This window comes from Sphaerisporangium aureirubrum, from assembly GCF_042658925.1.
GTDB lineage: Bacteria > Actinomycetota > Actinomycetes > Streptosporangiales > Streptosporangiaceae > Sphaerisporangium > Sphaerisporangium aureirubrum.
Genome location: NZ_JBHSRF010000028.1, coordinates 70,766 through 93,343 on the forward strand (window position 1 = coordinate 70,766; position 22,578 = coordinate 93,343).

At 70.3% G+C, this 22,578-nt stretch carries 20 protein-coding genes; 7 read left to right on the forward strand and 13 right to left on the reverse strand.

Annotation, left to right across the window (positions count from 1 at the left end; all coding sequences use genetic code 11):
- Positions 1 to 54: 54 nt before the first annotated feature.
- On the forward strand, positions 55 to 729 hold the full coding sequence (locus ACFP1K_RS19965) for a hypothetical protein (RefSeq protein ID WP_380755425.1): 675 nt from the start codon (positions 55 to 57) through the stop codon (positions 727 to 729).
- Positions 730 to 742: 13 nt separating this feature from the next.
- On the opposite strand, the gene ACFP1K_RS19970 is transcribed toward ACFP1K_RS19965, so the two are convergent.
- A complete protein-coding gene (locus ACFP1K_RS19970; RefSeq protein WP_380755427.1) occupies positions 743 to 1,615 on the reverse strand; it encodes a hypothetical protein in 873 nt (290 codons plus the stop codon).
- Between the two features lie 279 nt (positions 1,616 to 1,894).
- Between ACFP1K_RS19970 and ACFP1K_RS19975 the strand changes: the two genes are divergently transcribed.
- Positions 1,895 to 2,812, forward strand: a complete 918-nt coding sequence (locus ACFP1K_RS19975; protein WP_380755429.1) for a M23 family metallopeptidase — start codon at positions 1,895 to 1,897, stop codon at positions 2,810 to 2,812.
- A 53-nt stretch (positions 2,813 to 2,865) separates the two neighbouring features.
- Here ACFP1K_RS19975 and fxsT read toward each other — a convergent pair whose 3' ends face one another.
- The 4 genes from fxsT to ACFP1K_RS19995 all read right to left on the reverse strand — a co-directional run bounded on the left by fxsT (position 2,866) and on the right by ACFP1K_RS19995 (position 8,343).
- Positions 2,866 to 5,274, reverse strand: a complete 2,409-nt coding sequence (gene fxsT, locus ACFP1K_RS19980) for an FxSxx-COOH system tetratricopeptide repeat protein (RefSeq protein WP_380755431.1) — start codon at positions 5,272 to 5,274, stop codon at positions 2,866 to 2,868.
- Positions 5,275 to 5,283: 9 nt separating this feature from the next.
- Positions 5,284 to 5,730 (reverse strand): hypothetical protein, encoded by a 447-nt coding sequence (locus ACFP1K_RS19985; RefSeq protein ID WP_380755433.1) that lies wholly within the window; start codon positions 5,728 to 5,730, stop codon positions 5,284 to 5,286.
- Positions 5,731 to 5,830: 100 nt separating this feature from the next.
- Positions 5,831 to 7,315, reverse strand: coding sequence for a GMC oxidoreductase (locus ACFP1K_RS19990; protein ID WP_380755435.1), 1,485 nt, complete (start codon positions 7,313 to 7,315; stop codon positions 5,831 to 5,833).
- A gap of 272 nt (positions 7,316 to 7,587) precedes the next feature.
- Complete coding sequence (locus ACFP1K_RS19995) at positions 7,588 to 8,343, reverse strand: SDR family NAD(P)-dependent oxidoreductase (RefSeq protein WP_380755437.1); 756 nt, start codon at positions 8,341 to 8,343, stop codon at positions 7,588 to 7,590.
- Positions 8,344 to 8,475: 132 nt separating this feature from the next.
- On the opposite strand from ACFP1K_RS19995, the gene ACFP1K_RS20000 reads away from it, so the two are divergent.
- The gene (locus ACFP1K_RS20000) at positions 8,476 to 8,910 is read left to right on the forward strand and encodes an Rrf2 family transcriptional regulator (RefSeq protein WP_380755439.1); all 435 of its coding nucleotides are present in this window, start codon (positions 8,476 to 8,478) and stop codon (positions 8,908 to 8,910) included.
- 60 nt (positions 8,911 to 8,970) lie between these two features.
- Here the strand turns inward: ACFP1K_RS20000 and ACFP1K_RS20005 are convergent, their stop codons facing one another.
- Both ACFP1K_RS20005 and ACFP1K_RS20010 read right to left on the reverse strand, forming a co-directional pair.
- Positions 8,971 to 9,423 carry a hypothetical protein gene (locus ACFP1K_RS20005; protein ID WP_380755441.1) on the reverse strand — a complete coding sequence of 151 codons (453 nt, stop codon included), beginning with the start codon at positions 9,421 to 9,423 and terminating at the stop codon, positions 8,971 to 8,973.
- Between the two features lie 116 nt (positions 9,424 to 9,539).
- Entirely contained in the window at positions 9,540 to 10,991 is a 1,452-nt protein-coding gene (locus ACFP1K_RS20010) for an MDR family MFS transporter (RefSeq protein ID WP_380755443.1), read from the reverse strand.
- 348 nt (positions 10,992 to 11,339) lie between these two features.
- Between ACFP1K_RS20010 and ACFP1K_RS20015 the strand changes: the two genes are divergently transcribed.
- From ACFP1K_RS20015 to ACFP1K_RS20025, 3 genes are all read left to right on the forward strand, one after another.
- Positions 11,340 to 12,146: a hypothetical protein gene (locus tag ACFP1K_RS20015; protein WP_380755445.1), complete on the forward strand. Its 807-nt coding sequence runs from the start codon at positions 11,340 to 11,342 to the stop codon at positions 12,144 to 12,146.
- Positions 12,147 to 12,299: 153 nt separating this feature from the next.
- Positions 12,300 to 13,325 (forward strand): ATP-binding cassette domain-containing protein, encoded by a 1,026-nt coding sequence (locus ACFP1K_RS20020; RefSeq protein ID WP_380755446.1) that lies wholly within the window; start codon positions 12,300 to 12,302, stop codon positions 13,323 to 13,325.
- The gene (locus tag ACFP1K_RS20025) at positions 13,322 to 14,158 is read left to right on the forward strand and encodes an ABC transporter permease (protein WP_380755448.1); all 837 of its coding nucleotides are present in this window, start codon (positions 13,322 to 13,324) and stop codon (positions 14,156 to 14,158) included. Before ACFP1K_RS20020 ends, ACFP1K_RS20025 begins: the two co-directional genes overlap by 4 nt.
- A gap of 10 nt (positions 14,159 to 14,168) precedes the next feature.
- Here ACFP1K_RS20025 and ACFP1K_RS20030 read toward each other — a convergent pair whose 3' ends face one another.
- The 3 genes from ACFP1K_RS20030 to ACFP1K_RS20040 are packed head-to-tail and all read right to left on the reverse strand — an operon-like array spanning position 14,169 to position 19,106.
- On the reverse strand, positions 14,169 to 17,312 hold the full coding sequence (locus tag ACFP1K_RS20030) for a BTAD domain-containing putative transcriptional regulator (protein ID WP_380755451.1): 3,144 nt from the start codon (positions 17,310 to 17,312) through the stop codon (positions 14,169 to 14,171).
- A 59-nt stretch (positions 17,313 to 17,371) separates the two neighbouring features.
- The gene (locus tag ACFP1K_RS20035) at positions 17,372 to 18,577 is read right to left on the reverse strand and encodes a cytochrome P450 (protein WP_380755455.1); all 1,206 of its coding nucleotides are present in this window, start codon (positions 18,575 to 18,577) and stop codon (positions 17,372 to 17,374) included.
- 40 nt (positions 18,578 to 18,617) lie between these two features.
- Positions 18,618 to 19,106: a GbsR/MarR family transcriptional regulator gene (locus ACFP1K_RS20040; RefSeq protein WP_380755459.1), complete on the reverse strand. Its 489-nt coding sequence runs from the start codon at positions 19,104 to 19,106 to the stop codon at positions 18,618 to 18,620.
- A 145-nt stretch (positions 19,107 to 19,251) separates the two neighbouring features.
- Here ACFP1K_RS20040 and ACFP1K_RS20045 point away from each other — a divergent pair, with 145 nt between their 5' ends.
- Entirely contained in the window at positions 19,252 to 19,614 is a 363-nt protein-coding gene (locus tag ACFP1K_RS20045; protein WP_380755461.1) for a nuclear transport factor 2 family protein, read from the forward strand.
- A 32-nt stretch (positions 19,615 to 19,646) separates the two neighbouring features.
- On the opposite strand, the gene ACFP1K_RS20050 is transcribed toward ACFP1K_RS20045, so the two are convergent.
- The 3 genes from ACFP1K_RS20050 to ACFP1K_RS20060 form a co-directional block, all read right to left on the reverse strand.
- Complete coding sequence (locus ACFP1K_RS20050; protein WP_380755463.1) at positions 19,647 to 21,071, reverse strand: serine/threonine-protein kinase; 1,425 nt, start codon at positions 21,069 to 21,071, stop codon at positions 19,647 to 19,649.
- A gap of 72 nt (positions 21,072 to 21,143) precedes the next feature.
- Positions 21,144 to 21,716 (reverse strand): OmpA family protein, encoded by a 573-nt coding sequence (locus ACFP1K_RS20055; RefSeq protein WP_380755465.1) that lies wholly within the window; start codon positions 21,714 to 21,716, stop codon positions 21,144 to 21,146.
- The gene (locus tag ACFP1K_RS20060; RefSeq protein ID WP_380755467.1) at positions 21,700 to 22,248 is read right to left on the reverse strand and encodes a hypothetical protein; all 549 of its coding nucleotides are present in this window, start codon (positions 22,246 to 22,248) and stop codon (positions 21,700 to 21,702) included. The genes ACFP1K_RS20055 and ACFP1K_RS20060 overlap by 17 nt, the downstream gene beginning before the upstream one ends.
- Between the last annotated feature and the right edge of the window lie 330 nt (positions 22,249 to 22,578).

The following is a 22,578-nucleotide window of genomic DNA, read 5'->3' on the forward strand; positions in this document are numbered from 1 at the left end:
GGCGATGAGGTAGGAAGTAGGCGCACTTCACGCCACCCCGGAGGACGGATCTCCATGCGCTCTCGGCTTCTGCCCGCCGGCACGCTGGCCGCGGCGGTCGCGATCGCCGTACTGGCCGGCGGATGCGGCTCCGCCGACGACTGGTCCGCGCCGCACGCCGAGCCGACCGCCGTCGGCACCCTCGGCCCGGGGTTCGTCGACCCCTCCACACCGCCCTCGCCGGAGGCGACGATCACGCCGCGCCCCCGCTCCTGGGACGGCGTCCGCCCGTCGGAGGGCTACCGCGTGGTGCTGCTCACCACCGGGGACGACCCCCAGACCAGGACACTGGTGAACGCCGTGACGACGTGGGCCGAGGAGCAGGACGTCAGCCTCAAGACCGTCAAGGCCACCAGGCCGGACCAGTTCATCGCGCGCATCAGCGAGGCGATCGGCCTGGCGCCCGACCTCATCGTCAGCGCCGGCAACGCCCTGGTCGACCCCCTGGCCCTGGTCACCGCCAACCACCTCGACCAGCAGTTCCTGGTGGTCGGCGCCGAGCTGGCCGAGCCCACGGGCAACGTCACCGCCGCCGACTGGACCGGCGCGTCGTTCCGCGGCGAGGGCCTCGGCATGTCCTCGGAGTACGATCCCGCCACCTTCACCCCCGAGCGCGCCGGCCGCGCCGTTAGGGCCGGTGTCGCGGCCGTGCTCCACGGCGTGACCGGGATCGTGATCTGGCTGGACTAGACGGCCGGGTCGTTCAGCCGAACTCGCAGCGGCGGGTGACGGCCGGGTCGGGGTCGCTGATGGTCCGCACCTTGTCGGCGGGGACGAAACCCCACGCCTCCAGGTGTTTCTTGCCCGCCGAGTAGTCCCCCTGCGTGTAGTACCAGATGTCGTTGCCGCCGCTGTGCCGCTCGCCGCGCATCCAGCAGACGAACCAGCTCGGATTGGATTCGAGGCGGCCCACGACCTCCCCGCTCCGGGCCCATTCGAAGACCTCCGACCCGGGGATGTTCTCGCACTCGAACAGGCCTCGCCAGGTCTGCCCGGTGCGTTCGTCCTTGATCGAGGTGTCCTTGCGCAGGCAGCTCGCCGCGGCGCTCGGGGAGCCGATCGTGGGCCGCGCGCCCGGGTCGGGCGCCAGGGTCGACCGCGACATCGCCCAGGCCGCGGCCCCGATCCCGGTGACGACGACCACCGTGGCGACGACGAAGAGCCAGGACCGCCTGCCCGGCTCACCGGGCACGAGAACCGCGCCGCCGCCGTCCTCGGCCACCGGAACCGGCCCGTCCTCGGCCCCCGCGGCCGTGCCGCCGTCGGCCGCGGCCAGGGTCCTCAACGCGGACTGCCAGCGGCGTGACTGCTCCTGGACGGCCTTCGCGGTGGCCCCCTGGTAGATCAGGCAGGCCTCGACGAGCCGGAGCGTCGCGGCCTCGGGCGGGCGGCTGAGCGGGTTCCTGCCGATCAGATTGGAGATCGCCGACGGAGCCAGCCCGGACGCCTTGGACAACGTGGCGTACTTGGGCTTGCCGCACCAGGTGTGGAGCTCCCGCAGCCGTTCGGTGAACTCCGGCCAGCTCGCCGCCGTCTCGGGGGCAGGCGCGGACTTCGGATCGTCGCTGACGACCATGGGACGAGATCCTCCCAAGATGGTGCCCCCGGCCCGCCCGAGCCGGGTCGGAAATCGCACCGGCCATAATGCCGGGACCTGACAGGCCGGTCAATCGGTTCTGAACGAACGCGGTCACCTGCCGAAGCGCCGTTCTGAACAATTCAGAAGGCCACACGCATGACCTGCCACGCGGCGTCGTGCTTCATTGGGACCCACGTTCCCGGACCACATTTCCGGACGTCCGGCCGGGCTCAACGGGGGCGCCTGGCCGATACCCCACAATGAAAAGGGTCCTTGATGTCGGCTGCATCTTTACTGAAGCGTCCACTTCTCATCGCCCTGGCCGTGGTCATGGCGGCGGCGCCGTTCGCCGGCGCCACACCGGCGTCGGCCGCGGCGACCTCGTCCCTGAGCAAGTCGGCGGCGGCGGCGCGTCCGGCGTTCCAACTCCCCTTCCCCTGCGGGCAGCAATGGCGGCTCGACTCCTGGGGGCACGCCCCCGCGCTGGACATGACCAAGGAGCCGAACCAGGCCGGCACCGAAGGCGCGACCCTGGTCGCCCCGGCGGCCGGGCGGGTGAACCAGTCCTTCCTCCACGCCAATGCCGGGAACCTCATCCAGATCGACCACGGCGGCGGCTGGTTCACCACCTACATCCACCTGCAGGTCCGGTCGGTCCAGGTCGGCGCCAACGTCACGATGGGCCAGATGATCGGCCGGGTCGGGCACACCGGTGAGACCTCCAACGGCGTCCCCCACGTGCACGTCGAGCAGGCCTTCGACGCCAACGGCAACGGAAGCGCGACGTGGGGCGTGGCCGGCTCCGAGCGGGTCGTCCAGATGTACAACGGCGCCTCGTACGGCACCGCCAACAGCCAGACCTTCCGCAACGTGACCAGCAACAACACCTGTGGCGGCACTCCTCCCGAGCGGTACAAGTACTGGGTGGACACGTTCGCCGACGCCCCCGGCCGCTCGACCCCCGGCGGCACCAGGACCGGCACGCTCCTCGCCGGCACCAACTACGTCTACTGCAAGGTCGAGGGACCGGTCGTCTCGGTCGGCAGCGCCCACAACAAGTGGTGGCTCCAGACGGACCTGGACACCGGCAACCCCTGGCAGAACCAGTACGTCTCCGCCTACTACCTGACCCGCTGGGGCAACGACGAGGCCAGAGACAACAACGGCAACACCATCCGCGACTGCGTCTTCTAAACCGCTGAACCCCCGTACGGCCCACGCCACTCAGGCGTGGGCCGTACGTCGTGTCACAGCTCTTCGCCTTCCTCCGCCCGCCCCAGGGCCCGCAACACGCCCGCCAGGTTGTTCCGGCAGGTCAACGTGTGCGGATGCTCCTCGCCCAGCGTCCGCCGGAACCCTTCGAGCACCGCGCGGTTCTCGGCCTCCGCCTCCGCCAGCCGCCCCTGATCCTCCAGCACGCTCGCCAGATTGCCGCGGCAGATCAGCGTGGAACGGTGCTCCTCGCCCAGCGTCCGTAGCTCGACCTCCAGGACCGCCCGGAGCTCGGCCTCGGCCTCCACCGGCCGCCCGAGGGCCCGCAACGCGTTCGCGAGGTTGGCCCGGCAGGTCAGCGTGTGCGGGTGCTCCGCACCGAGCACCCGGCGGAGCACCCCGGACACCGCGCGGTGCCCGGCCTCGGCCTCCGCCGGCCGCCCGAGGCTCCCCAGCACGCTCGCCAGGTTGCCCCGGCTGATCAACGTGGAGGGATGCTCCTCGCCCAGAGTCCGGCACTGGGCTTCCAGGACCGCCCGGAGTTCGGCCTCGGCCTCCGCCGGCCGCCCGAGATCCCTGAACACGAGCGCGAGGGCGCCGCGGCTGGTCAGCGTGTCCCGATGCTCCTCACCCAGCACCCGGCGCTGGGCCGCGAGGACCACCCCGAGCTCGCGCTCGGCCTCGGACGGCCTGCCCAGATCCTGCAACACGAGCGCCAGGTTGTTCCGGCTGATCAACGTGGCCGGGTGCTCCTCACCCAGCAGCCGGTGGCGCACCCGCAGAACAGCGCGATGCTCGGCCTCGGACTCCTCCAGCCGCCCGAGATCCCGCAACACGAGCGCCAGGCTCCCCCGGACGATCAGCGTGTCCGGGTGCTCCTCGCCCAGCAGCCGGCGACACGCGTGCAGGACCTCCCGCTGCTCGGCCTCGGCCTCCCGCGCCAGCCCCAGGTTCTGGGCGATCTTCGCCCGCTCGCACCGGCTGCCCAGGGTGTGAACGTCCTCGGCTCCGAGTGTGGCGGTGCGAATCGACACGGCATGGGTTATCAGCCGGTGTGCGCGGTGATAGTTGCCCTGGTCGCTCTCGTGGCGAGCAGCATAGTGAACGACCAGGTCATATCCGGGACATTCATTTCTGTTCGGCCAACGGCTGATGAGGGCATCCAGATGTGCGGCCAATGTCCGGCGTATCGGCGTCGTCTCGTGCAGGGCGTCAAGCGGCGCGGTCAGCCATGCGGAGATCAGTGCGGCCAGGGCCGCCGCCGGAGCGGGATGCTCCTCGGGAGACGTGACACCGGACATGTGTTCGCGTACGGCGGCCTGGACGAGCCGGTGCATGCTGACGGTCTCCTCGCCCAGCGTGATCATGCTGTAGGAGGAGAGCAGGCGCAGCGCGTCGACGGTGTTCACGTCGTCCGTCCCCACGCTCAGGATGCTGCGGGGGATGTCGTCGGGGTCGTAGCAGGACAGAACCCACAGCAGGGAAACCGCCTGGGTGCTGCCCAGGAGAACGGCGCCGATATGGGCGCGCCACAGCCGGGCTATCGTCCGCTCGGCGTCACCTCCCTCCGCGGAGGCGTCGTACATGTGCGCGGGATGCCGTCTGAGCAGACCGAGATATTCACTCGGGCTGATCTTCGATTCGCGGAGATAGGCACCGGCCTGCTCCAGCGCCAGCGGCAGATATCCCAGTTCCTCGGCGATCGAGGCGACGTCGGACCTCTCGTCCTGCCGGTCGCGGTCGCCGGCCGCCGTGATGAGCGCGACGGCCGCGTCCGGGTCCAGCACGTCGAGACCGATCGGGCGCACGCGGCCGGGCCAGCTCACCCTGCGCCGCGTGGTGATCAGTATGTGGCCGTCGTACAGCTGGCCGAGCAGGCTCCGGACGTGCGCGGGCTGCTCCACGTTGTCGAGCACCAGCAGCCAGTCGTCGTGAGCCTGGAGCCACGCCCGAGCCCAGTCCGCGGACTGCTCCGCGGTCAGCACCAGCCGCACCGGCGGATGGAGACGCTCGGCCAGTTTGGCCAGGCCCGCCTGGATCTGCTCGGGAGTCTCGGCGGTGATCCACCAGATCAACCGGTAACGCCCCCGGTTACGGGTGGCGTACTGGCGCGCCAGCTCGGTCTTGCCCACGCCGCCCAGCCCGTGGATGACCTGGCTGATGACCACCCGCGCCTCGTCCCCGGACAGCTCGGCACCCAGCTGGGCCAGCGCCGGCGCCCGCCCGACGAACACCGCCCCGGGGGCATCCGGCAGATTGTTGAGGGCGGCGGGCAACTCGACCTCTCCCGGAGCACGCGGCGTGCCCGCCGCGACCGAGACGGTCCGGTTGTCCACCGGAGAGTGGTCACCGGTGGTCACGACACCGGATATCCGCGCCGCGGCCACCGCGCGCTCCGCCGAGGCGTGTACCTCCGCGCGGTCACCCGAGGGGTCGTCCGCCATCGCCGGCTCTCAGCGGTGGATGGTGGAGTCGTCCCCGGTGGACACCGCCCCGGAGATGGTGTGCGCGGCGACCGCCCGCTCCCCGGACGCGGTCACGCTCACCCGCGCCGCAGAAGCGGCCGCCTCGGCGAGCATCCGGCGGACCTCGGCCGCGAGCTCCGCGTCGGCGTCCAGGGCCTTGAGGATCCGCACCCGCAACACCGCCTGAAGATCGGGGTTGCCGGGATCGGCGGCCAGGTCCCGCACCGCCTCGGGGGTCTCTCCGGGTGCCGGGTCGGCCCCGAAGATCCGTTGGAGAATTCTCCGCCCCCACCCCACCGTGACCTCTGCCGCGTCGTCCTGCGCCCGGGCCAGCACCGCTCCCCCGTACGCGCTCACCGCCGCCGTCACGTACGGCGACACCTCTCCCACCAGCGCCGCCAGGTCCCCGCCCATGAGCATGCCCTTCTCCGGCACGAACGATCCCGACCGGCGTGCCCGCCACACCTCGTCGCCCCGAATGTAACCCGCCGAACTAGGGCGCAAACGGCATTTAGCACGTATGTGACGACCTGCGTCAGGCGAGATCGGTTGCGATGATCTTCTCGATGTTGCGCTCCGCCAGCGCCGTGATCGTGACGAACGGGTTGACGCCGAGGCCGCCGGGGATCAGCGAGCCGTCCATCACGTAGAGGCCCGGATGGCCGGGCAGGCGGCCGTAGCCGTCCGTCGCCTGGCCGAGCACGCACCCGCCGAGGGGATGGTAGGTCAGGTCGTCGCCCCAGACCTTGCCCACCCCGAACAGGTCCGAGCGGTAGGTCGTGTGCTCCCGCTGGTTGATCACGTCGAACACCGACCTCGCCGCGTCGACGGAAGGCTGGTTCTGCGCGGTCCGCCAGTCCAGGCCCACCGTTCCCGTCCCCGAGTCGAACTCGAACCGCCCCCGGTTGGGGTTCTTCGTGATCGCCAGGTAGAGGCCGATCCACGTCTCCACCCCGACGGGGAACGGCGCGATCTCCGCGAAGCACGGCGTGCTCGAATCCCAGTTGTCGATGGCGATGACCGGGATCGTCGACTGCACCGGCCCCTTGGGCGCCCACAGGTTGTCCGCCCTGGCGACCATCACGTTGCCGTTGTTGCCCCAGCCCTCCCCTACGGCGTCGGGCAGGTCGGGCAGCAGGCCCCGGGCCTTCATCGCGACGAGCAGCTTGCTCGTGCCGACGCTTCCCGCGGCGAAGAACACCCGGTCCGCGATCACCCGTTTGGTGGCGACCACGGCGCCGGACGTACCGAGCTGCTCCATCTCGACCCGGTAGCCGCCCCCGGGCGCCGGAGAGACCGCGGTGACCTTGTGCAGCGTGGTGATCGTGAGCCGCCCCGTCGCGACGGCCGCCGGAAGGTAGGTCCTGGCCAGTGACTTCTTCCCGTGGTTGTTGCCGTAGATGACCTCGCTCGCCAGCGCGGAGGGCGGCACCTGGCCGGCCTGCTCCTTCTTCATGTAGTCGAAGTCGTAGACGTTCGGCACCGCCGTGGTGGTGAAGCCGGAGCGCAGCGCGGCGTCACGGCTGGTCCGCGCGTACCGGTAGCACTCGGCGTGCTCCAGCCAGGCCGGGTCGACGTTCCCGACACCCAGCCCCGCGTTGGCCCGGGGGTAGTACGTGGAGTACATCTCGCCCGCGTCGACGAAGGGCAGGATCTCCTCGAAGTACGACCGCCTGGGGACGATGGCCATGCCGCCGTTGACGAGCGACCCGCCGCCGACGCCGCGCCCCTGGTAGACCCGGACGCCCGCGAAGTTCTCCGAGTCCAGGACCCCGGTGTGCCGGGGGATCGGCCGGTCGACCGGGAGGTTGAGCAGGTAGCCGAACGGCTGCTGGGTCCGGTTCCTGAGCCAGTAGGACCGCTCGTCCGGCAGCAGCATGTTGCAGAAGACATTGCCGTCGATCCCGGGGGTGTCCCAGGCCATGCCCATCTCGACGACATGCGTGTCGACCCCGGCGCGGCTGAGCCGCAGCGCGGCGACCGCACCGCCGTACCCGCTGCCGATGATCAGTGCGGGCACCCGGTCCCCGTCCGCCAGACCGGCGCCCGCCGCGGCGGTCCGCCTCGAAGGAACGGCGAAGGTCAGACCGGCTCCGACGAGGAACGACCGACGCGTCAGGCCGGGCGCACGCCCTGGTAAGAGAGGGTTGTCCGACCGGCCCATGGCGTCTCCTCGTACAGGGGGTGGTGCGCACCAAGTACCAGAAAACGCGCCCGCCAATCGGCATATGCCAAAGAGTTACGGGCCCGCCGGCCGTGGCGGGCCCGCACGCCGCGCTCGCGCGGCGGGGTTCAGGCGTTGTAGCCGCCGTGGGCGTCCAGCACCGCGCCCGTGACGTACGACGCGGCGGGGCTCGCCAGGAAGGCGATCGCGGCGGCGATCTCGCTGGGGTGGCCCATGCGCTGGAGGGACAGCGAGCCGAGAAGGGCCTTGAGGGTCTCGGGGTCCGGCGGTTCCATTCCGCTCTCCATCAGCCCCGCCTCCACGACGTTGGCCGTGATGCCCCGGCGTCCGAGGTCCCGCGCGACGCCCATGGTGTACCTCTCCACCCCCGCCTTGGTCGCCGAGTAGTCGGCGAGGCCCGGGACGCCGACCCGGGTGCCCAGCCCGGAACTCACCGTGATGACGCGCCCGCCCTCGCGCAGCACCCGGGAGGCGGCCCGGATGACGGCGATCACGCCGGAGTAGTTGGTGGCGTGCATCCGGTCCAGCGCGGCGGTGTCGGCGTCCGGGTCGTCCACCGTGCGCCCCTGCTCCACCGAGATCGCCGCGTTGTTGACGAGGATGTCCAGGCCCCCGAAGTACGCGACCACGTCGTCGATCAGCCCCGGCGCGCGGCTCGGGTCCGCCTGGTCGGACCTGAAGGCGGCGACCTTCGTCCCCTTGCCGCGCACCTCGTCGACGACGGCCTCCGCCTGCTGCTCGGAGCTGACATAGGTGAACGCGACGTCGGCCCCCTGCTCGGCCAGCAGTCGTACGGTCGCGGCCCCCAGTCCCCGGGACCCCCCGGTGACCAGCGCGACCTTGCCCGTGAGCGGCTTGTTCATTCTTCTCACCTCGTTGAGCGATCTTTCCCCTTACCTGTCGCAACGCTAATGGTTACAACAACTGATCGCAACATTTGTTGTTACGACTGTGGGGTCGTAACATGGAGCGTTGCGATCGGGAGGAGCGGGCCCATGAGCGCCAACAGCAGATTGACCATCGCCGCCCACGCGCTGGTCTGGATCACCCTCTACCAGCGCGAGGGCCACGAGGTCGCCACCTCCGACAAGATCGCGACCAGCGCGAACACCAACCCCGTGGTGATCAGACGGCTGCTCGGCGAACTACGCAAGGCGGGCTTCGTCGAGTCCCGGCGCGGCGTGGGCGCGGGCTGGTCGATGACCCGCGAGCTGAAGTCGATAACCCTGCTGGACGTGTACGAGGTAGTGGAGCCCGGCCCGCTGTTCGCGATGCACCGCGCCACCCCCGACCAGAACTGCGTGGTGGGGTACGGCATCCAGCCCGCGATGCGCGGCATCTACCAGGACATCGAGGAGACCCTGAGGTGCGAGCTGGCCCGCGTCACCCTGGAGGACGTACTCCGAGAAGTGCTGGCGGCCCCCCGCTAGTCCCCGCTCACGGCACGGCCCGCTAGTCGCCGCTCACGGCGCGGCCCCGCTGGTCCCCGCTCACGGCGCGGCGGCCCGCGCGGTCGCCTCCGCGTACTGCTCGTCGGTCATGCCGCTGGTGGCGCCGGGGTAGTTCCGATGAAGATCGTGCCTGTCGTCCGCCCACACCTGATAGTCGCCGCGCGCCTCCCGCTCATCCCGCCCGGTGGCCGCGGCCACCTCCCGCCAGCTCACCCCCGCCTGAAGCGCGCGATCGACATGAGCCGGATTCCGGATGCTCCGAGCGATCGACTCCCCCAACGCCAGCAGCTCGACGTGCTCCCCCGCCGTCAGCGGAAGGTACGTCTCCCCGTATCGACCGGCGTCGTACTCTCCCCGGGCCTCCAGCGTGGCGATCGCCTGCACATGGAGATCCCGATCGGTCAGCTCATGCCACCGCGCCAGCCGCACCGAGATCGGCACGTCGTACAACTCTTCCGGGCTGACAGGACCATCGGGAAGGGGCTTGGACACGTCGTCTCTCCTGCGGTGGACGGGAAAGCACCGATTCACCACGGCCCTTCCCTGACTTGCTTTGAAGAGAAGTATGTCGGCCACCGGCCCCCCTGCCGTACACCGTCACGCCGGTCTCAGTGGCCGGACCCCTCGACGGCGTGGTCCGCCCGGGCCGGGAGGAGCAGGGCGGTGATGATCACGATCACGGACAGGACCGCGCCGACGATGAAGGCCAGGCGCATGCCGTCGAGGTTGGCGACCACGTCGGAGGCTCCGGTGGATCTCACGGCGTCGGCTCGCACGCTCATCACGGTGATCACCAGTGCGGTGCCGATGGCGGCGGCGACCTGCTGCAGGGTGCTCAGGATCGAGCTGGCGTGGGAGTAGAGCGGCGGGGGGACCGCGCCGAGGCCGAGGGTGAACACGGGGGTGAAGGTCGCGGCCAGGCTCACCATCAGCAGCGCGTGCAGGGCCAGGATCTGCCAGAACGGCATGGTCATCGTGACCTGGGTGAAACCGACCAGCGCCAGCGTCATGCCGATCGCGCCGGGGATGACCAGGACCCGGCCGCCGAAGCGGTCGAACAGGCGGCCGACGGTCGGGCCGAGCAGGCCCATCGCGAGACCGCCGGGCATCACGAGAAGCCCGGTCTCCAGGGCGGTGAGCCCGCGGACGTTCTGCAGATACAGCGGGAGCAGGATCATCGAGCCGATCATGGCCATGAAGGCCACGGACATCATGATCAATGCGACCGTGTAGGTGCGGTGGCGCAGGGTGCGCAGGTCCATCAGCGGCACGTCGCGCTTCTGCAACGACACCTGGCGGAGGACGAAGACGACGATGGCCACCAGGCCGGCCGCCACGATCCCGGCGGCGACGCCGACGTCACCGCCCTCGAACCGGCTGAGCCCGTAGACCAGGACGCCGAAACCGGTGGCGGCGGTCACCACGCTCAGCCAGTCGATGGTGCTGAACTTGGGCTCCCCGACGTTCTTCAGCTGCTTCAGGCCGCGCCATGTGATCACGCCGGCGATGGGGAGCACCACGGCGAACAGCAGCCGCCAGGACCCGAACTGGAGGATCACACCGGAGACCGCGGGGCCCATCGCGGGCGCGACCGAGATGGCCAGGGAGAGGTTGCCCATGACCCGGCCGCGGTCGCCCTCGGGCACCACCTGCATCAGGGTGGTCATCAGCAGCGGCATCATCACGGCCGTCCCGGACGCCTGGATGATGCGGGCGCCGAGCAGCAGCTCGAACGACGGCGCGACGGTGGCCAGCGCCGTGCCGAGCAGGAACAGGCCCATCGCGGCGGCGTACGCCTGGCGGGTGGACACCCGGTGCAGGAGCCATCCGGTGATCGGGATGACGGCGGCCATGGTCAGCATGAACGCGGTCGAGAGCCACTGAGCGGTCTGCTCGGTGATGTTCATCGCGACCATCAGTCGTGGGATCGCGTTGATCATGATCGTTTCGTTGAGAATGACCACGAACGTGGCGAGCACCAGCAGCCGGATCACGGGCGGGGTGCGACCTGAAGGGACGGCCGCGGGCTTGGCGGGTGAGTCGAGCTGGGGGATGGACACGGCACCTCGATCGGTTGTCGGACTAACGCGTTCACGGCCGGCGTCCCAGCCTGGGGTCTCGCAAGAAGTTGCGGTCATGCACAGCCTGACGGGTACCACCGACAAAACTCATCGATCGCACCCAACATTCCGGCAAGTGATGCGAAATGTCACCCGGTTTTTCGTGGGTCGGCAACCTCATCCACCGGTGTGAGCTGCGGTGATGTTCCCGGCCGCGTCGCCGGGAAGACCTGCCGCCCAGATTGGCGGGCGGGCGAGCCCGGAACTTCACCAGTCCGACCCGGTGCGGCGGACGAACAAGGACCGCGCTCGGTGGAGTGCCGGCGCGCGAACCCAACGGGAGTCCGTATGAAACTGGTCGTCAAGGCCGCGACGCTGCTCGCGGCCCTACTCCTCGCAGCGGGAGTAGTGGGCGCATCGGTGGCCGTGGCCGCCCCCTTACCACCGAAAGACCCCTACCCGGCCGTCAAGATCGACGCCACGATCTGCAAGCTCGACGCGCTCCGGGTGAAGAAGGCCCAGATCAAGCGCGACTACGCCGCGAAAAGGTACGACCGGGCCGCGGATGCCCTCAACAGGGGCGTAGGTTCCCGCGACGATTTCCGCTCGGCTGAGACGGACCTGGCGAAGGCGGACATCGAACTGACCGACGCGAAGTACGCCCAGGCGAGTTGCCAGCTCAACAAGGGCGTCAAGCCGAAGCAGTCCTGCGAGGCGATGTCCCTGGAGCTGAACCGGCTCCTCGACCAGCTGGCGAACCGCAAGAAGCTGGAGGCGGCGGCCAAGGACGCCTACGAGAAGGGCAAGCTGTTGGTAGGGAAGTCCATCAGCGCCGGGCAACTGGAATTGCTGGAGGAGGCGTGGCGGATCGCCGAGATCGAGCGCCAGGAGACCGAGCAGGCCATCCAGGACCAGCGCGACCTGCTCAAAGCCGACCCCGCCTGCAAAGATTTCCCCAGCGAACGCCCGGAAGTCCTCCCGCCCCCGCGGGAAGTCCCGCCCGGCAATGACGCACCGCCCACCGCGACACCCACAACCGAGCCGACGACCACGTCCGAGCCCACCGCCACACCTGAGCCCACCGCCACACCTGAGCCGACGGCCACCGCCACCCCGACGATGAGCTCCGACCTGGTGGACGCGCAGACCCGTTAGATCCTTCGTGGACAGTGGCCGACCCCGGCCACTGTCCACACTGGAACGATCGGCGGGACCACCGGCCTGCGGAGGAACGCGTCCGCGGAGCTCATGAAAACCGTGAAACCCGGCCGAGGGTGCCGTGAAACCGCCACCACCGAGAGTGAAGCCATGAGCATCACTGAACTCGGACGTGCCGGGGGCGGCCCGGCCCTCAACGGAGGCACCGATCTGGCCGTACGCGCGGAAGGGCTTGTGAAGACGTTCGGCGAGCACCGCGCCGTCGACGGGATCGACCTGGAGGTACACCCAGGTGAGATCTTCGGCGTCCTCGGCCCGAACGGCGCCGGCAAGACCACCACGCTCCGCATGCTGGCCACCCTGTTGAAGATCGACGCGGGCCGTGCCGAGATCTTCGGGGTCGATGTGGCCGGCAACCCGCACGTGATCCGCCAACTCGTCGGCGTCACCGGACAGTACGCGTCGGTCGACGAGAACCTGACCGCCCGCGAGAACCTCTGGCTTTTCAGCCGCCTGCAGGGCATCCCCGGGCCGCGCGCCCGGCGCATCGCCGCCGAGCTGCTCGGCCAGTTCGGCCTGGAGGAAGCCGCCGGCAAACCGATCGCGCAGTTCTCCGGCGGCATGCGGCGGCGCCTCGACCTGGCGGCCAGCCTGATCACCAGGCCACCGCTGATCTTCCTCGACGAGCCGACCACCGGTCTCGATCCGCGCACGCGCGGCCAGATGTGGGACACGATCCGCAGTCTGGTCACCGACGGCTGCACGGTGCTGCTGACCACGCAATATCTGGACGAGGCCGACCAGCTCGCCGACCGCGTCGCCGTCATCGACCACGGCCGCAAGGTCGCCGAGGGCACCCCCGACGAGTTGAAGACCGCGGTCGGCAACTCCGCCCTCCAGTTGCTGCTCGCCGACCCGGGACAGGCACCCGCCGCCATGGCGGTCGTGCGGCGCGTCCTCGGCTCCGACCCGATCCTCGGCCCGGAGCAGGGCCGCCTCAACGTCGCCCTCGACCAGGCGGACCTGGCCGCGGACGTACTGATCGCGCTGCGCGCCGCCGGAGTGTCGATCTCCTCGGTGAGCGTGGCCAAGCCCAGCCTGGACGAGGTGTTCCTCGCCCTCACCGGCCACGAAACGGACGGCGACCACGAAAAAGGCACGAAGGAGAACCGATGAGCACCATGATCGCACCCGCCCGCGAGACGGTGCGGGCCGCCGACCGCGTGGCGGCCGCCCGGCGGCGCATCTCCCTCGCGGAGACGCTCGCCCAGACCCTGATGATGGCGTGGCGGGCGCTCAAGAAGATGCGCCGCAATCCGGAGCAGTTCTTCGACGTGGCGCTCCAGCCGCTCCTGTTCACCGTGATGTTCGCCTTCGTCTTCGGCGGCGCCATCGCCGGCGACGTGAAGAGCTACCTGCCCCTGATGATCCCCGGCATCCTCGCCCAGACCGTGCTGACGACGTGCATGGCCACGGGCACGCAGCTCCGCGAGGACATGGAGAAGGGCGTCTTCGACCGCTTCAAGTCGTTGCCGATCGCCCGGATCGCGCCGCTCGCCGGCCCGATGGTGGCCGACCTGCTGCGTTACACGATCGCGGCCACGCTGACCTTCGGCATGGGCCTGGTGATCGGCTACCGCCCCGGCGGCGGAGCGGGCGGCGTGCTCGCCGCGATCCTGCTGTCGATCGTCACGGGCTGGTCGCTGGCGTGGGTCTTCACCTGGGTCGGCACGATCGCCCGGAGCGCCCAGGCCGTGCAGGGCATCTCCATGATGATCTTGTTCCCGCTGACGTTCCTGTCGAACGCGTTCGTCCCCGTCGAGACCCTGCCCGACTGGCTGGCCGCGTTCGTACGGATCAACCCGGTCTCACACCTGGTCACGGCCGCCCGCGACCTCGCCAACAACGCCCTCGTCAGCGGAGAGGTGGCCTGGACGCTCCTGGCGTGCCTGGCCGTCATCGTGATCTTCGCGCCGCTGTCGGTGCGCAGCTACAAACGGCACATGTGACCGCCGTCCGTCACGACCAGGAGATCTGCTCGACGAAACTCCGCGCCTCGTCGAGCAGGTCGGCGCCGCGCCGATCGCCGTACTTGGCCCGCACGACGGCGATCATCCCGGGCGCGGCCCGCTCCGCGTAGGGTTCGATCCGCTCGAAGCTCATGCTGGGCATGCTGTTGTTGTATGAGAACCGCTCGGCCAGCACCAGCAACCCGATCGAGTCGCCGGGGGCCATGGCTCCCCGCAGCAACCCCCAGACGGCGAGCGCGTAGAGCATCGAGCCGCAGAGCGGGTAGTCGAGGACGGGGTTCCCCAGGCTCAGCAGGTCGTAGCCCCGTACGGCGTCGAACAACTCCTCGCCGTACCAGACGTCCTCCGGCGGGGCGTGGTACGCGTACGCCGTCAGCGCGACCGACATCGCGACGATCGTCCACGGCATGAACTCGTCCTGCGGCACCCCGGGCAGACGCAGATCGCTTGCCCGCTCGACGGCCAGGCGGTATTCCAAGAGCGCGGCGGCCGTCTCGCCGCGGGCGAGGGCGAGCTCGGCCGCGCACAACGAGGAGATCGCGATCCCGCCGAGCACCGCCTCGTGGTCGTTGATCCGGGTGATCTCGGCGAGCTCGGCCTCCGCGGTGCCGAGGTCGCCGTCGGCGAGCGCGGAGATCAGCAACAGGGCGCGCAGCTGGGTCTCGTCCTCGGTGGCGCCGAGCCGGTTCAGCACCGGCAGGGCGGTCCGCGCGTGCCCGACCGCCCGCCGGCGGTCGCCGAGATGCATGGACAAGTGGGCCAGCACCGCGCGCATGATCGAGGAGAACCACGGCCCGTCGTCCTCGCCGAGCACCGCCAGGGTCCGCTCGGCGGCCTCGATCGCCCCCGTCACGTCCCCCGCGTTCTCCAGGACGTGGACACTCATCTGCGTCGCCGCCAGGGCGACGTCACGGTCGGTGCTCCGGCCCAGCTCCGCCAGCCGGCGGCGCACCTCGGCGCCGTCGGCCGTGTCGCAGGCGAGCATCACCGTGGCCATCGCCGCCACGCGGGGATCCGTCGTGTCGCCGGTGGGCAGCGTGCGGAGGAGATCGCGCAACGGATCGGCGCGGCGATCGGTCATGACCACGATGTTCATGAGGGTGATCAGCATGGCGGCCCTGGTCACCTCGACGAGGTGCGGCGGCGGCACCCAGCCGGCGACCACCTGAGTGATCGCGTCCCAGTGGACGAGGATCCGGGAGTGGTCGCCACGGATCGACCACAGCGCGCCGACGCCGGTCAGCAACTGGACCGTCGTGGCGGGATCGGACTCGCCGAGAGCCTGCCGGAGCAGGTCGGCGAGGTTGCTCTCCTCGGCGCGCAGCGCGTCGACCGCCGCGAACTGCGCCGGGCTGAACAGCTCGTAGGCGTGCTGGAGGGCGTACTCCGTCGCCCAGGCCCGCTGCGCCGCGCGGGCGGGCTCCTCCTCGCCGGCCTCCTTCAACCGCATCCGCCCGAACTCCCTGACGGTCTCCAGCATCCGGTAGCGGAGGCCGTACGTCGTCTCGCGGACGCTCAGCATCGACTGCTCGGTCAGCGCGTCCACGGCGCGCAGGGCGTCCGGGCCGAGCACGTGCTCGGCGGCGGCCAGCGTGGAACCGTCGCCGAACAGCGACAACCACCGCAACGCCCGCCGTTCCGGCTCGTCCAGAAGATTCCACGACCAGTCGATGACCGCGAGCAGGGTCTGGTGCCGGTCGGGGGCCGTACGGTTCCCGCCGCGCAGCAGGGCGAACCGGTCCGCCAGGCGCCGCGCGATCTCCTCCACCGACATCACCCGCACCTTGGCCGCTGCCAGCTCGATGGCGAGCGGCAGGCCGTCGAGGCGGGCGACGATCTCCCCGGCCACTTCCTCGTCGATCCGCACACCCGGGCGGGCGGCCGTGGCGCGCTGGCGGAACAACTCCACCGCGTCGCCCGTGGGCAGCTCGCCGAGCAGGTAGACGCGTTCGGCGGGGATCGACAAGGGGGCGCGGGAGGTGATCAGCACCCGCAGGTCGCGGGTCGTCACGGTCAGGAACGCCACCAGATCGGCGGCGGCCTCGATCACATGCTCGCAGTTGTCCAGGATCAGCAGCGCCGGAGACTGGTCGAGATGCTGGGCGATCCTGGCGCGGACGTCGGAGCGCTGCTCGGCGCTCAGGGCACGACGCCCGGTGACCGAGTCCCGGACCCCGAGGGCCGAACCCACCTCGCCCACCACGCCCTCCGGCGAGGAGACGCCGACGAGTTCGACGAAGTGGGCGACGGGCTGCGCGGCGTTCCTGCCGACGACATGAGCCAGCCTCGTCTTACCCAGCCCGCCGGGTCCGATGATGGAGACCACCCGGTTGGTCCGCAGCAGGGCGTGCACCGCGCGGATGTCGCCGCCGCGGCCGAGCAGCGAGGAACCGTCGAACAGGATGCCCTCCCGCACCGGCCGATCGGCGGCGAGAAGCTCCGCGTACACGCGGGCGAGCTCGGGCCCTGGCTCGGTGCCGAGCCGCGCGACCAGGCCTGCGCGATACCGCGTGTAGCGCTCCAGAGCGGCGGCGGCACCTCGTACGGCGGCCTCGCTGCGGAGCAGGCAGGCGAGCAGCTCCTCGTCGTACGACCGATCGGCCGCGGCCTCCTCCAGCAGCGGCAGCGCCCCCTCGTGCGTGCCGCTCCGGCTCCGCGCGATCGCCGCCACCCGCCGCGCCTCGGCCACCCACCCCGCGGCGACGCCCCTCAGCTCGGCCAGCGGGCCCGTGGCGCCGTCCAGGCCGCCGGCCACGAGACCCATGGCCTCCTCGGCGCGGCGGCTCGCGAGCGCCGTGTCGTCCTCGCCCAGCGCGGCCCGTGCCTGATCCACCAGCGCGGCGAGCAGCAGCGCGTCCACCTCACCGGCGTCCAGCCCGAGCCGGTAACCATGGGGGATCCGCACCACGACGTCGGCGCCGGTCGCCGCTCTGGTCCGCGAGACGACCACCTGCAGCGCCTTCGTCGGATTGGCCGGCGCCTCTTCGGGCCACAGTTCCTCGACCAGCCGTTCGTCCCCGACCCCCGCGCGCCCGTGTATGGCGAGCACCGCCAGCAGGGTGTGCGCACGATCACCGACCACGCGCACACCCTGCCAGCGGACGCCGTCGAGAAGCACCAGTGCAGGGGGCACACCAACAGCTTACGGACGAGTCACATCCGGCGAGCGTGATGACCTTCCGCCGTTCGGCGTCACCCCTGAACGAGCGGAAGGCGGCGCACTCCGGTGAGGGACGGCGAGGAGATGAACTGCACCGGGTCGCCCGGGACGGTACGCAGCGTGCCGAAACGGTCGAGCAGGATGTCCAGCGCGACCCGTCCCTCCAGCCGGGCCAACGGCGCGCCCAGGCAGAAGTGGATGCCGCGGCCGAAGCCGAGATGCGGGTTGGGGTCGCGGCCGGGGTCGAAGACGCCGGGGTCGGGGAACTGGCGTGGATCCCGATTGGCCGCCGCGAGCCAGATCATGACCATCTGGTCGGCCGGGATCGTCACACCGCCGAGCCGGGCCTCGCGAGTGGTGGCGCGGCCGAGGAGCGCGAACGGCGTCAGGTACCGGATGGACTCCTCGATGACGTCCGGGATCAGGGAGCGGTCGGCGCGTACCCTGTCCTGCTGCTCGGGGAAGGCGTCCAGGCACAGCACCGTGTTGCCGAGCAGCATCGTCGTGGTGATGTGCCCCGCGAGCAGGAGGACGATCGCGAAGTTGACCACCTGCTCGTCGGGCAGGCGCTCGCCGTCCACCTCGGCCTGCACCAGCCTGGTGAGCAGGTCGCCGCGCGGCTGCCGCCGGCGTTCGGCGGCGTGGCCGGCGAGGTAGCCGGACATCTCCTTCCACGGCTTCATCGTGGCCTGGAGGTCCGCGCTGCGCTCCTCGGCGGACTGGTTGAGCGAGATCTCGGTGTCCCGCTGGAACAGCGCGTCGGCCCATTGCTTGAACAGGGCGCGATCACTGCTGGGCACGCCGAGCAACTCGGCGATGACGATGACCGGCAACGGATAGGCCAGATCGCTCACGAGCTCGAACCGGCCGCGCTCCCGTGCCGCGTCGAGCAGCTCGTGGGTCAGCGCGGCGATCCTCGGTTCGAGATCCGCCACGACCTTGCGGGTGAAGGCGCTGCTGACCAGCTTGCGGAGCTTGCCGTGCTCCGGCGGGTCGATCTGGGTGATGAAGCCCTCCAGCGAGAAGTCGTCCCCGCTCGGCAGCAGCTCCTTGGGGACCACCCGCATCGTGTCGGAGGAGTACGTCGCGGGGTCGCCGAGGACCTCGTGCAGCTCCGGATAGCCGTAGACGTTCCACATCCCGGCGCGGGCGTCGAACTCGACCGCCGGGCCCGATCGGGTCCCGTGCAGCCAGAAGTGCTGTTCGGGGATGTCGTACCGCTCGACGATGTCGGACATCGCCTCTCCTTGGGTTGAAGATCCCTCTACTTGATGCACGTCATGACGACTTCTCGCGGTACTCCTTCCAGCGCTCGAACATCTCGTCCGAGTCCTGCAGGATGAAGGCGAAGAACTCCCGGGTGTCCTCCAGCCGGTCGCGATGGCCGGGCCGGCCGTCGCCGAGTATCGACAGCCCGAAGTCGAGCGTGTCGAGACTCTGCTTGAGAATGGCCATCTGAACCCTCATGATCTGCGCCCACCCGCCACCGACCATCCGGTAGCGGTGCTCGCGGCCGGAGGCGGGGACGCGTTCCACCATCCCGCTCACCTCGAGCTGCCTGGCGACCGTACTGACCGCGGTCTTACTCACGCCGAGCTCCGCCGCCAGGCCGGTGAGGGATTGCTCGGGCGGATCACAGATCATGAGCCACGCGTACATGCGCCCCATGGTCCGCGTTCCCCCCAGCCGCTCCATGATCAGCCCCATGCGATCGACGAACTCGATCTCCGAAAGGTCCACCGTCGTCAACTCCGCAACGGACGTCAAGTACGTACTTTACGAACTATACGCCTGGCCTCGGGGCGCGCGCGGCGACGAGATCCCCACCCTTGGGATAGTTGTGCGCCGTCCTTCGCCCCGTATCGTCCCCACCAGTGGTTCCGGCTTTCCGGCTTCGCGAGATAGGACCGGCATGACCGACGATGCGGTGCGACGCGTTTTCCAGTCAGTCGATTCCTTCGACCCCGACGAGTTCGTGCGGTTGCTGGCCGAGGATGCCACGCTGGTGTTCGGCAATGCCGAGCCGCTGGCGGGACGTGAGGCCATCGCCGCCGGATTGCGGGCGTTCTACTCCACCATCGGCGGCCTGCGGCACCGGATCGTCAGGAACTGGCAGGTGGACGCCGACATCATCGCCGAGACCGAGGTGACCTACCGGCGGCTCGACGGCAAGGATGTCAGCGCCGTGGCCGTGTCGATCTGGCACACCCGCGACGACGGCCTGATCACGGACTACCGCATATTCGTCGACCTCGCACCCGTCTACGCGGTCTAGGAGTCCGGTCACCGCAGCGTGCGGGTCGTGCGTCAACGGCTCTCGACGGGGACGCCAGGGAACAGGCCGATGCCTGGGATGTCCACGTTCGCGAGGTCGGCGTCGGGTGACACGTCACCGAAGGTGTTGTAGAAGGGCGCCGTCTCGCCGCTCATCCACACCTTGCCCGCCAGATCGGAGCACAGGCAGTCGTCACCCTTCTCCGCGGTGGCGTACCTGCCCCCGGCCGCCGGGTCGATCAGGACGACGCCGGCGGTGTCGCGGGTCATCCCATAGTTCAGCACCCGGCCGAAGGCCGAGCCCGGCTCCCACTTGGCGCTCCCGCCCGCGGTGGAGACGAACTTCACCGACCATTCCAGCGTCACGGTCTTGCCGACGCGGCGGAGCGAGAGAAGGCGCACGTCGAGGTGGTAGCCGTTCCTCGCCACGTCACGCTGGGCGAGCGCGCCGCCCCCCATGAGCCTCTGGACCGGCCCGCCCGGCAGGAACACCACGAGCAGGACCACTGCCGTCACCACCGCGGCCGTCAGGGCGGTGACGGCCGGAAGCCATGACCGCCGTCGCCGCCGCCGCAGAGCCTGAGCGGCGAGGGTCGCGCCGGCGTCGTCGACGGGGGTCCAGATGTCCCCGACGGCCTCGGTGGCGGCCTGGATCGTCGCCTTCTCCCGGCCGAGCAGCCGGTCCAGGAGTTGCTGGGCGGTGAGACGACGGGCGGGATCCTTCTCCAGCGCCCGCTCCACGAGAGGACGCAGACGCTCGTCCATCCCGTCGAGACGCGGCTCGCTGTTCAGGATCCGGTACAGCAGCTCCATGGCGCCGCCGGTGCCGAAAGGCGGGCTGCCCGTCGCCGCGTAGGTGATGACGCCGCCCCAGGCGAACACGTCGCTCGCGGCGGTGACCCTGCTGTCGGCGTGCTCCGGTGACATGTAGGCCGGCGTGCCGATCAGCGACTGGGTGCCGAGGGTGTCGGCGAGCTGGGCGATGCCGAAGTCGATGACCCGGGGCCCGCCGAGCGGGCTCAGCAGGATGTTGGACGGCTTGAGGTCACGGTGGACGACCTCCGCCTGGTGGATGGCGACGAGAGCGGTGGCCACACCCACGGCGAGGGCTTCCAGGTTGCCCCCGGCGAGCGGCCCCTGAGCCTCGACGACGGCGGACAGGTCGGGACCGTCGACGTACTCGGTCACCAGGTAGGCCACTCCGTTGTCCATCCCGGAGTCCAGGACGGGCGCGGTGCAGAAGCGGGCCACCCGCCGGGCGGCCACCGCCTCCTTCTCGAAACGCAGCCGGAACTCCTCCTGCTGGGCCCTCTCCGGCCGGATCACCTTCACGGCGACCCGCCGGCCCGCCGGATCCTTGGCGAGGTACACCACCCCCATGCCGCCCTCGCCCAGCCGCCGGACGAGGGTGTAGGGACCGATGGTCCGGGCGGACGTCACCGTGCCGTCACCGTTCATGCGGCCAGCTTTTCCGATCTACGCATGTGTCGCAATCATCTCGAAAGGCGCCCGGTGCGGTTGCTCGGACGGTCACAGGGTGAAGGCGATCTCCACCCGCCGGTTCTTGGCCCGCCCCTTCGGGTCGTCCGCGCCGTCGGCTTTGGTGTTGGGGGCGACCGGGTCGGCGGCTCCATGTCCTCGCGGCGCGAAGGTGATGCCGGTGCCGGCCAGCAGTTCCTCCAGCACCCGCGTCACGGCCCGGGCTCTGCGCAGGGAGAGGTCGAGGTTGTACGCGTTCGACCCCTTCGCGTCGGTGTAGCCGTCGACGCGAACCTGCTGCCCCCTGGCCTCCGCGCGGAGGGTGGCCGCCGCCTGCTCCAGCCGGCTCCTGGCCTTCCCCGTCGGCGACGCCTTGTCGAAGGCGAACAGGACGTCGGCGGCCACGATGAGCTTGCGCTGGTCGCCCTGCTTGGAATCGGTGAAAGATTCGTCGAGGTTCGCGATGCGCAGGTCGATGTCCAGGACCGGGGCGGTCAGGTCCAGCACCGGCGCCGTCAGGTCCAGCACGGCCCCCGTCGCGGCGGGCACGGGCGGCGGGGACGGGGTCGCGCCCGTGGTCAGCAGGACGAGCACGAGCGCCGGCGCGCTAGCTGATCGGAACATTCTTGAACATGCCCGCGTGCGGAATGTACACGTCGACGGCCGCCACGTCCGGCGGAGGCGCGGCGAAGGTGGCCGACAGGACAGCCGCACCGCCGGGCTTGACGAACTGGCCGCCGAGGTTGGCGGAGCACACGCAGTGCTGCTCGCTGTCGTAGGCGACAAGGTGCTTCTTGGCGTTCTTGGGGTCGATGAGGTAAACGCCGTTCACACTGCCGTTGTCGTTGTCCGGCGACGTCGCGAAGAAGTTCCCGACCTGCCACCCGAGCGTGCTGTCGGTCGTCGTGCTCACGGTGAAGTTCAGCGTGACCAGCCGTTCCTGGCGCGCCAGGAGCGTGATGGCGATCTCCAACTTGTTCTCCCCCGAGACGGCCTCCCTTTTGGCGAGGACGCGATCGGGCGGCGCCGGGCTCACCGGCACGGGCTTCACGGACGACGCGCCGGCCGTCGTCCCCTGGCCCCCCCGCACCGCCGCACCCGGATCCTCGCCGCCGAACTGGCACCCCGCCGTGACCAGCACCACCGCCGTGGCCACCGCTAAGTGTCGCCAAACACACCGGGACATCCCTTGATGATCCGACACGATGGACCTTCCCTGCTCCACGGGCGTGACCGATGAACCGTACGGTATGACGCGCTTTCCACACCGAAGGTTCTGGCGCACGGGGGCGGCGGCGCTCGACGCCGGCGAACCGATCGTCAGCGCGGGGTGCGGCCGAGGTAGCGGAGCAGTTCGTCGACGACCGGGGTCGAGGAAGGGCTGTCAGCGGCCTCGACCACGGGAGCGTAGGCGCCCCACTGGCGCAGCGGCTCGACGATTCCCCGCGCGGCCGTGAGCAGGTGGCCCGCGAGCTCGTCGTCCAGC

Bases quoted from the DNA above. Each gene is read 5' to 3' on its own strand.
- ACFP1K_RS19965 (WP_380755425.1), top strand. From the start codon at position 55: ATGCGCTCTCGGCTTCTGCCCGCCGGCACGCTGGCCGCGGCGGTCGCG.
- ACFP1K_RS19970 (WP_380755427.1), bottom strand. From the start codon at position 1,615: ATGGTCGTCAGCGACGATCCGAAGTCCGCGCCTGCCCCCGAGACGGCG.
- ACFP1K_RS19975 (WP_380755429.1), top strand. From the start codon at position 1,895: ATGTCGGCTGCATCTTTACTGAAGCGTCCACTTCTCATCGCCCTGGCC.
- fxsT (WP_380755431.1), bottom strand. From the start codon at position 5,274: ATGGCGGACGACCCCTCGGGTGACCGCGCGGAGGTACACGCCTCGGCG.
- ACFP1K_RS19995 (WP_380755437.1), bottom strand. From the start codon at position 8,343: ATGAACAAGCCGCTCACGGGCAAGGTCGCGCTGGTCACCGGGGGGTCC.
- ACFP1K_RS20000 (WP_380755439.1), top strand. From the start codon at position 8,476: ATGAGCGCCAACAGCAGATTGACCATCGCCGCCCACGCGCTGGTCTGG.
- ACFP1K_RS20015 (WP_380755445.1), top strand. From the start codon at position 11,340: ATGAAACTGGTCGTCAAGGCCGCGACGCTGCTCGCGGCCCTACTCCTC.
- ACFP1K_RS20020 (WP_380755446.1), top strand. From the start codon at position 12,300: ATGAGCATCACTGAACTCGGACGTGCCGGGGGCGGCCCGGCCCTCAAC.
- ACFP1K_RS20025 (WP_380755448.1), top strand. From the start codon at position 13,322: ATGAGCACCATGATCGCACCCGCCCGCGAGACGGTGCGGGCCGCCGAC.
- ACFP1K_RS20035 (WP_380755455.1), bottom strand. From the start codon at position 18,577: ATGTCCGACATCGTCGAGCGGTACGACATCCCCGAACAGCACTTCTGG.
- ACFP1K_RS20045 (WP_380755461.1), top strand. From the start codon at position 19,252: ATGACCGACGATGCGGTGCGACGCGTTTTCCAGTCAGTCGATTCCTTC.
- ACFP1K_RS20050 (WP_380755463.1), bottom strand. From the start codon at position 21,071: ATGAACGGTGACGGCACGGTGACGTCCGCCCGGACCATCGGTCCCTAC.
- ACFP1K_RS20055 (WP_380755465.1), bottom strand. From the start codon at position 21,716: ATGTTCCGATCAGCTAGCGCGCCGGCGCTCGTGCTCGTCCTGCTGACC.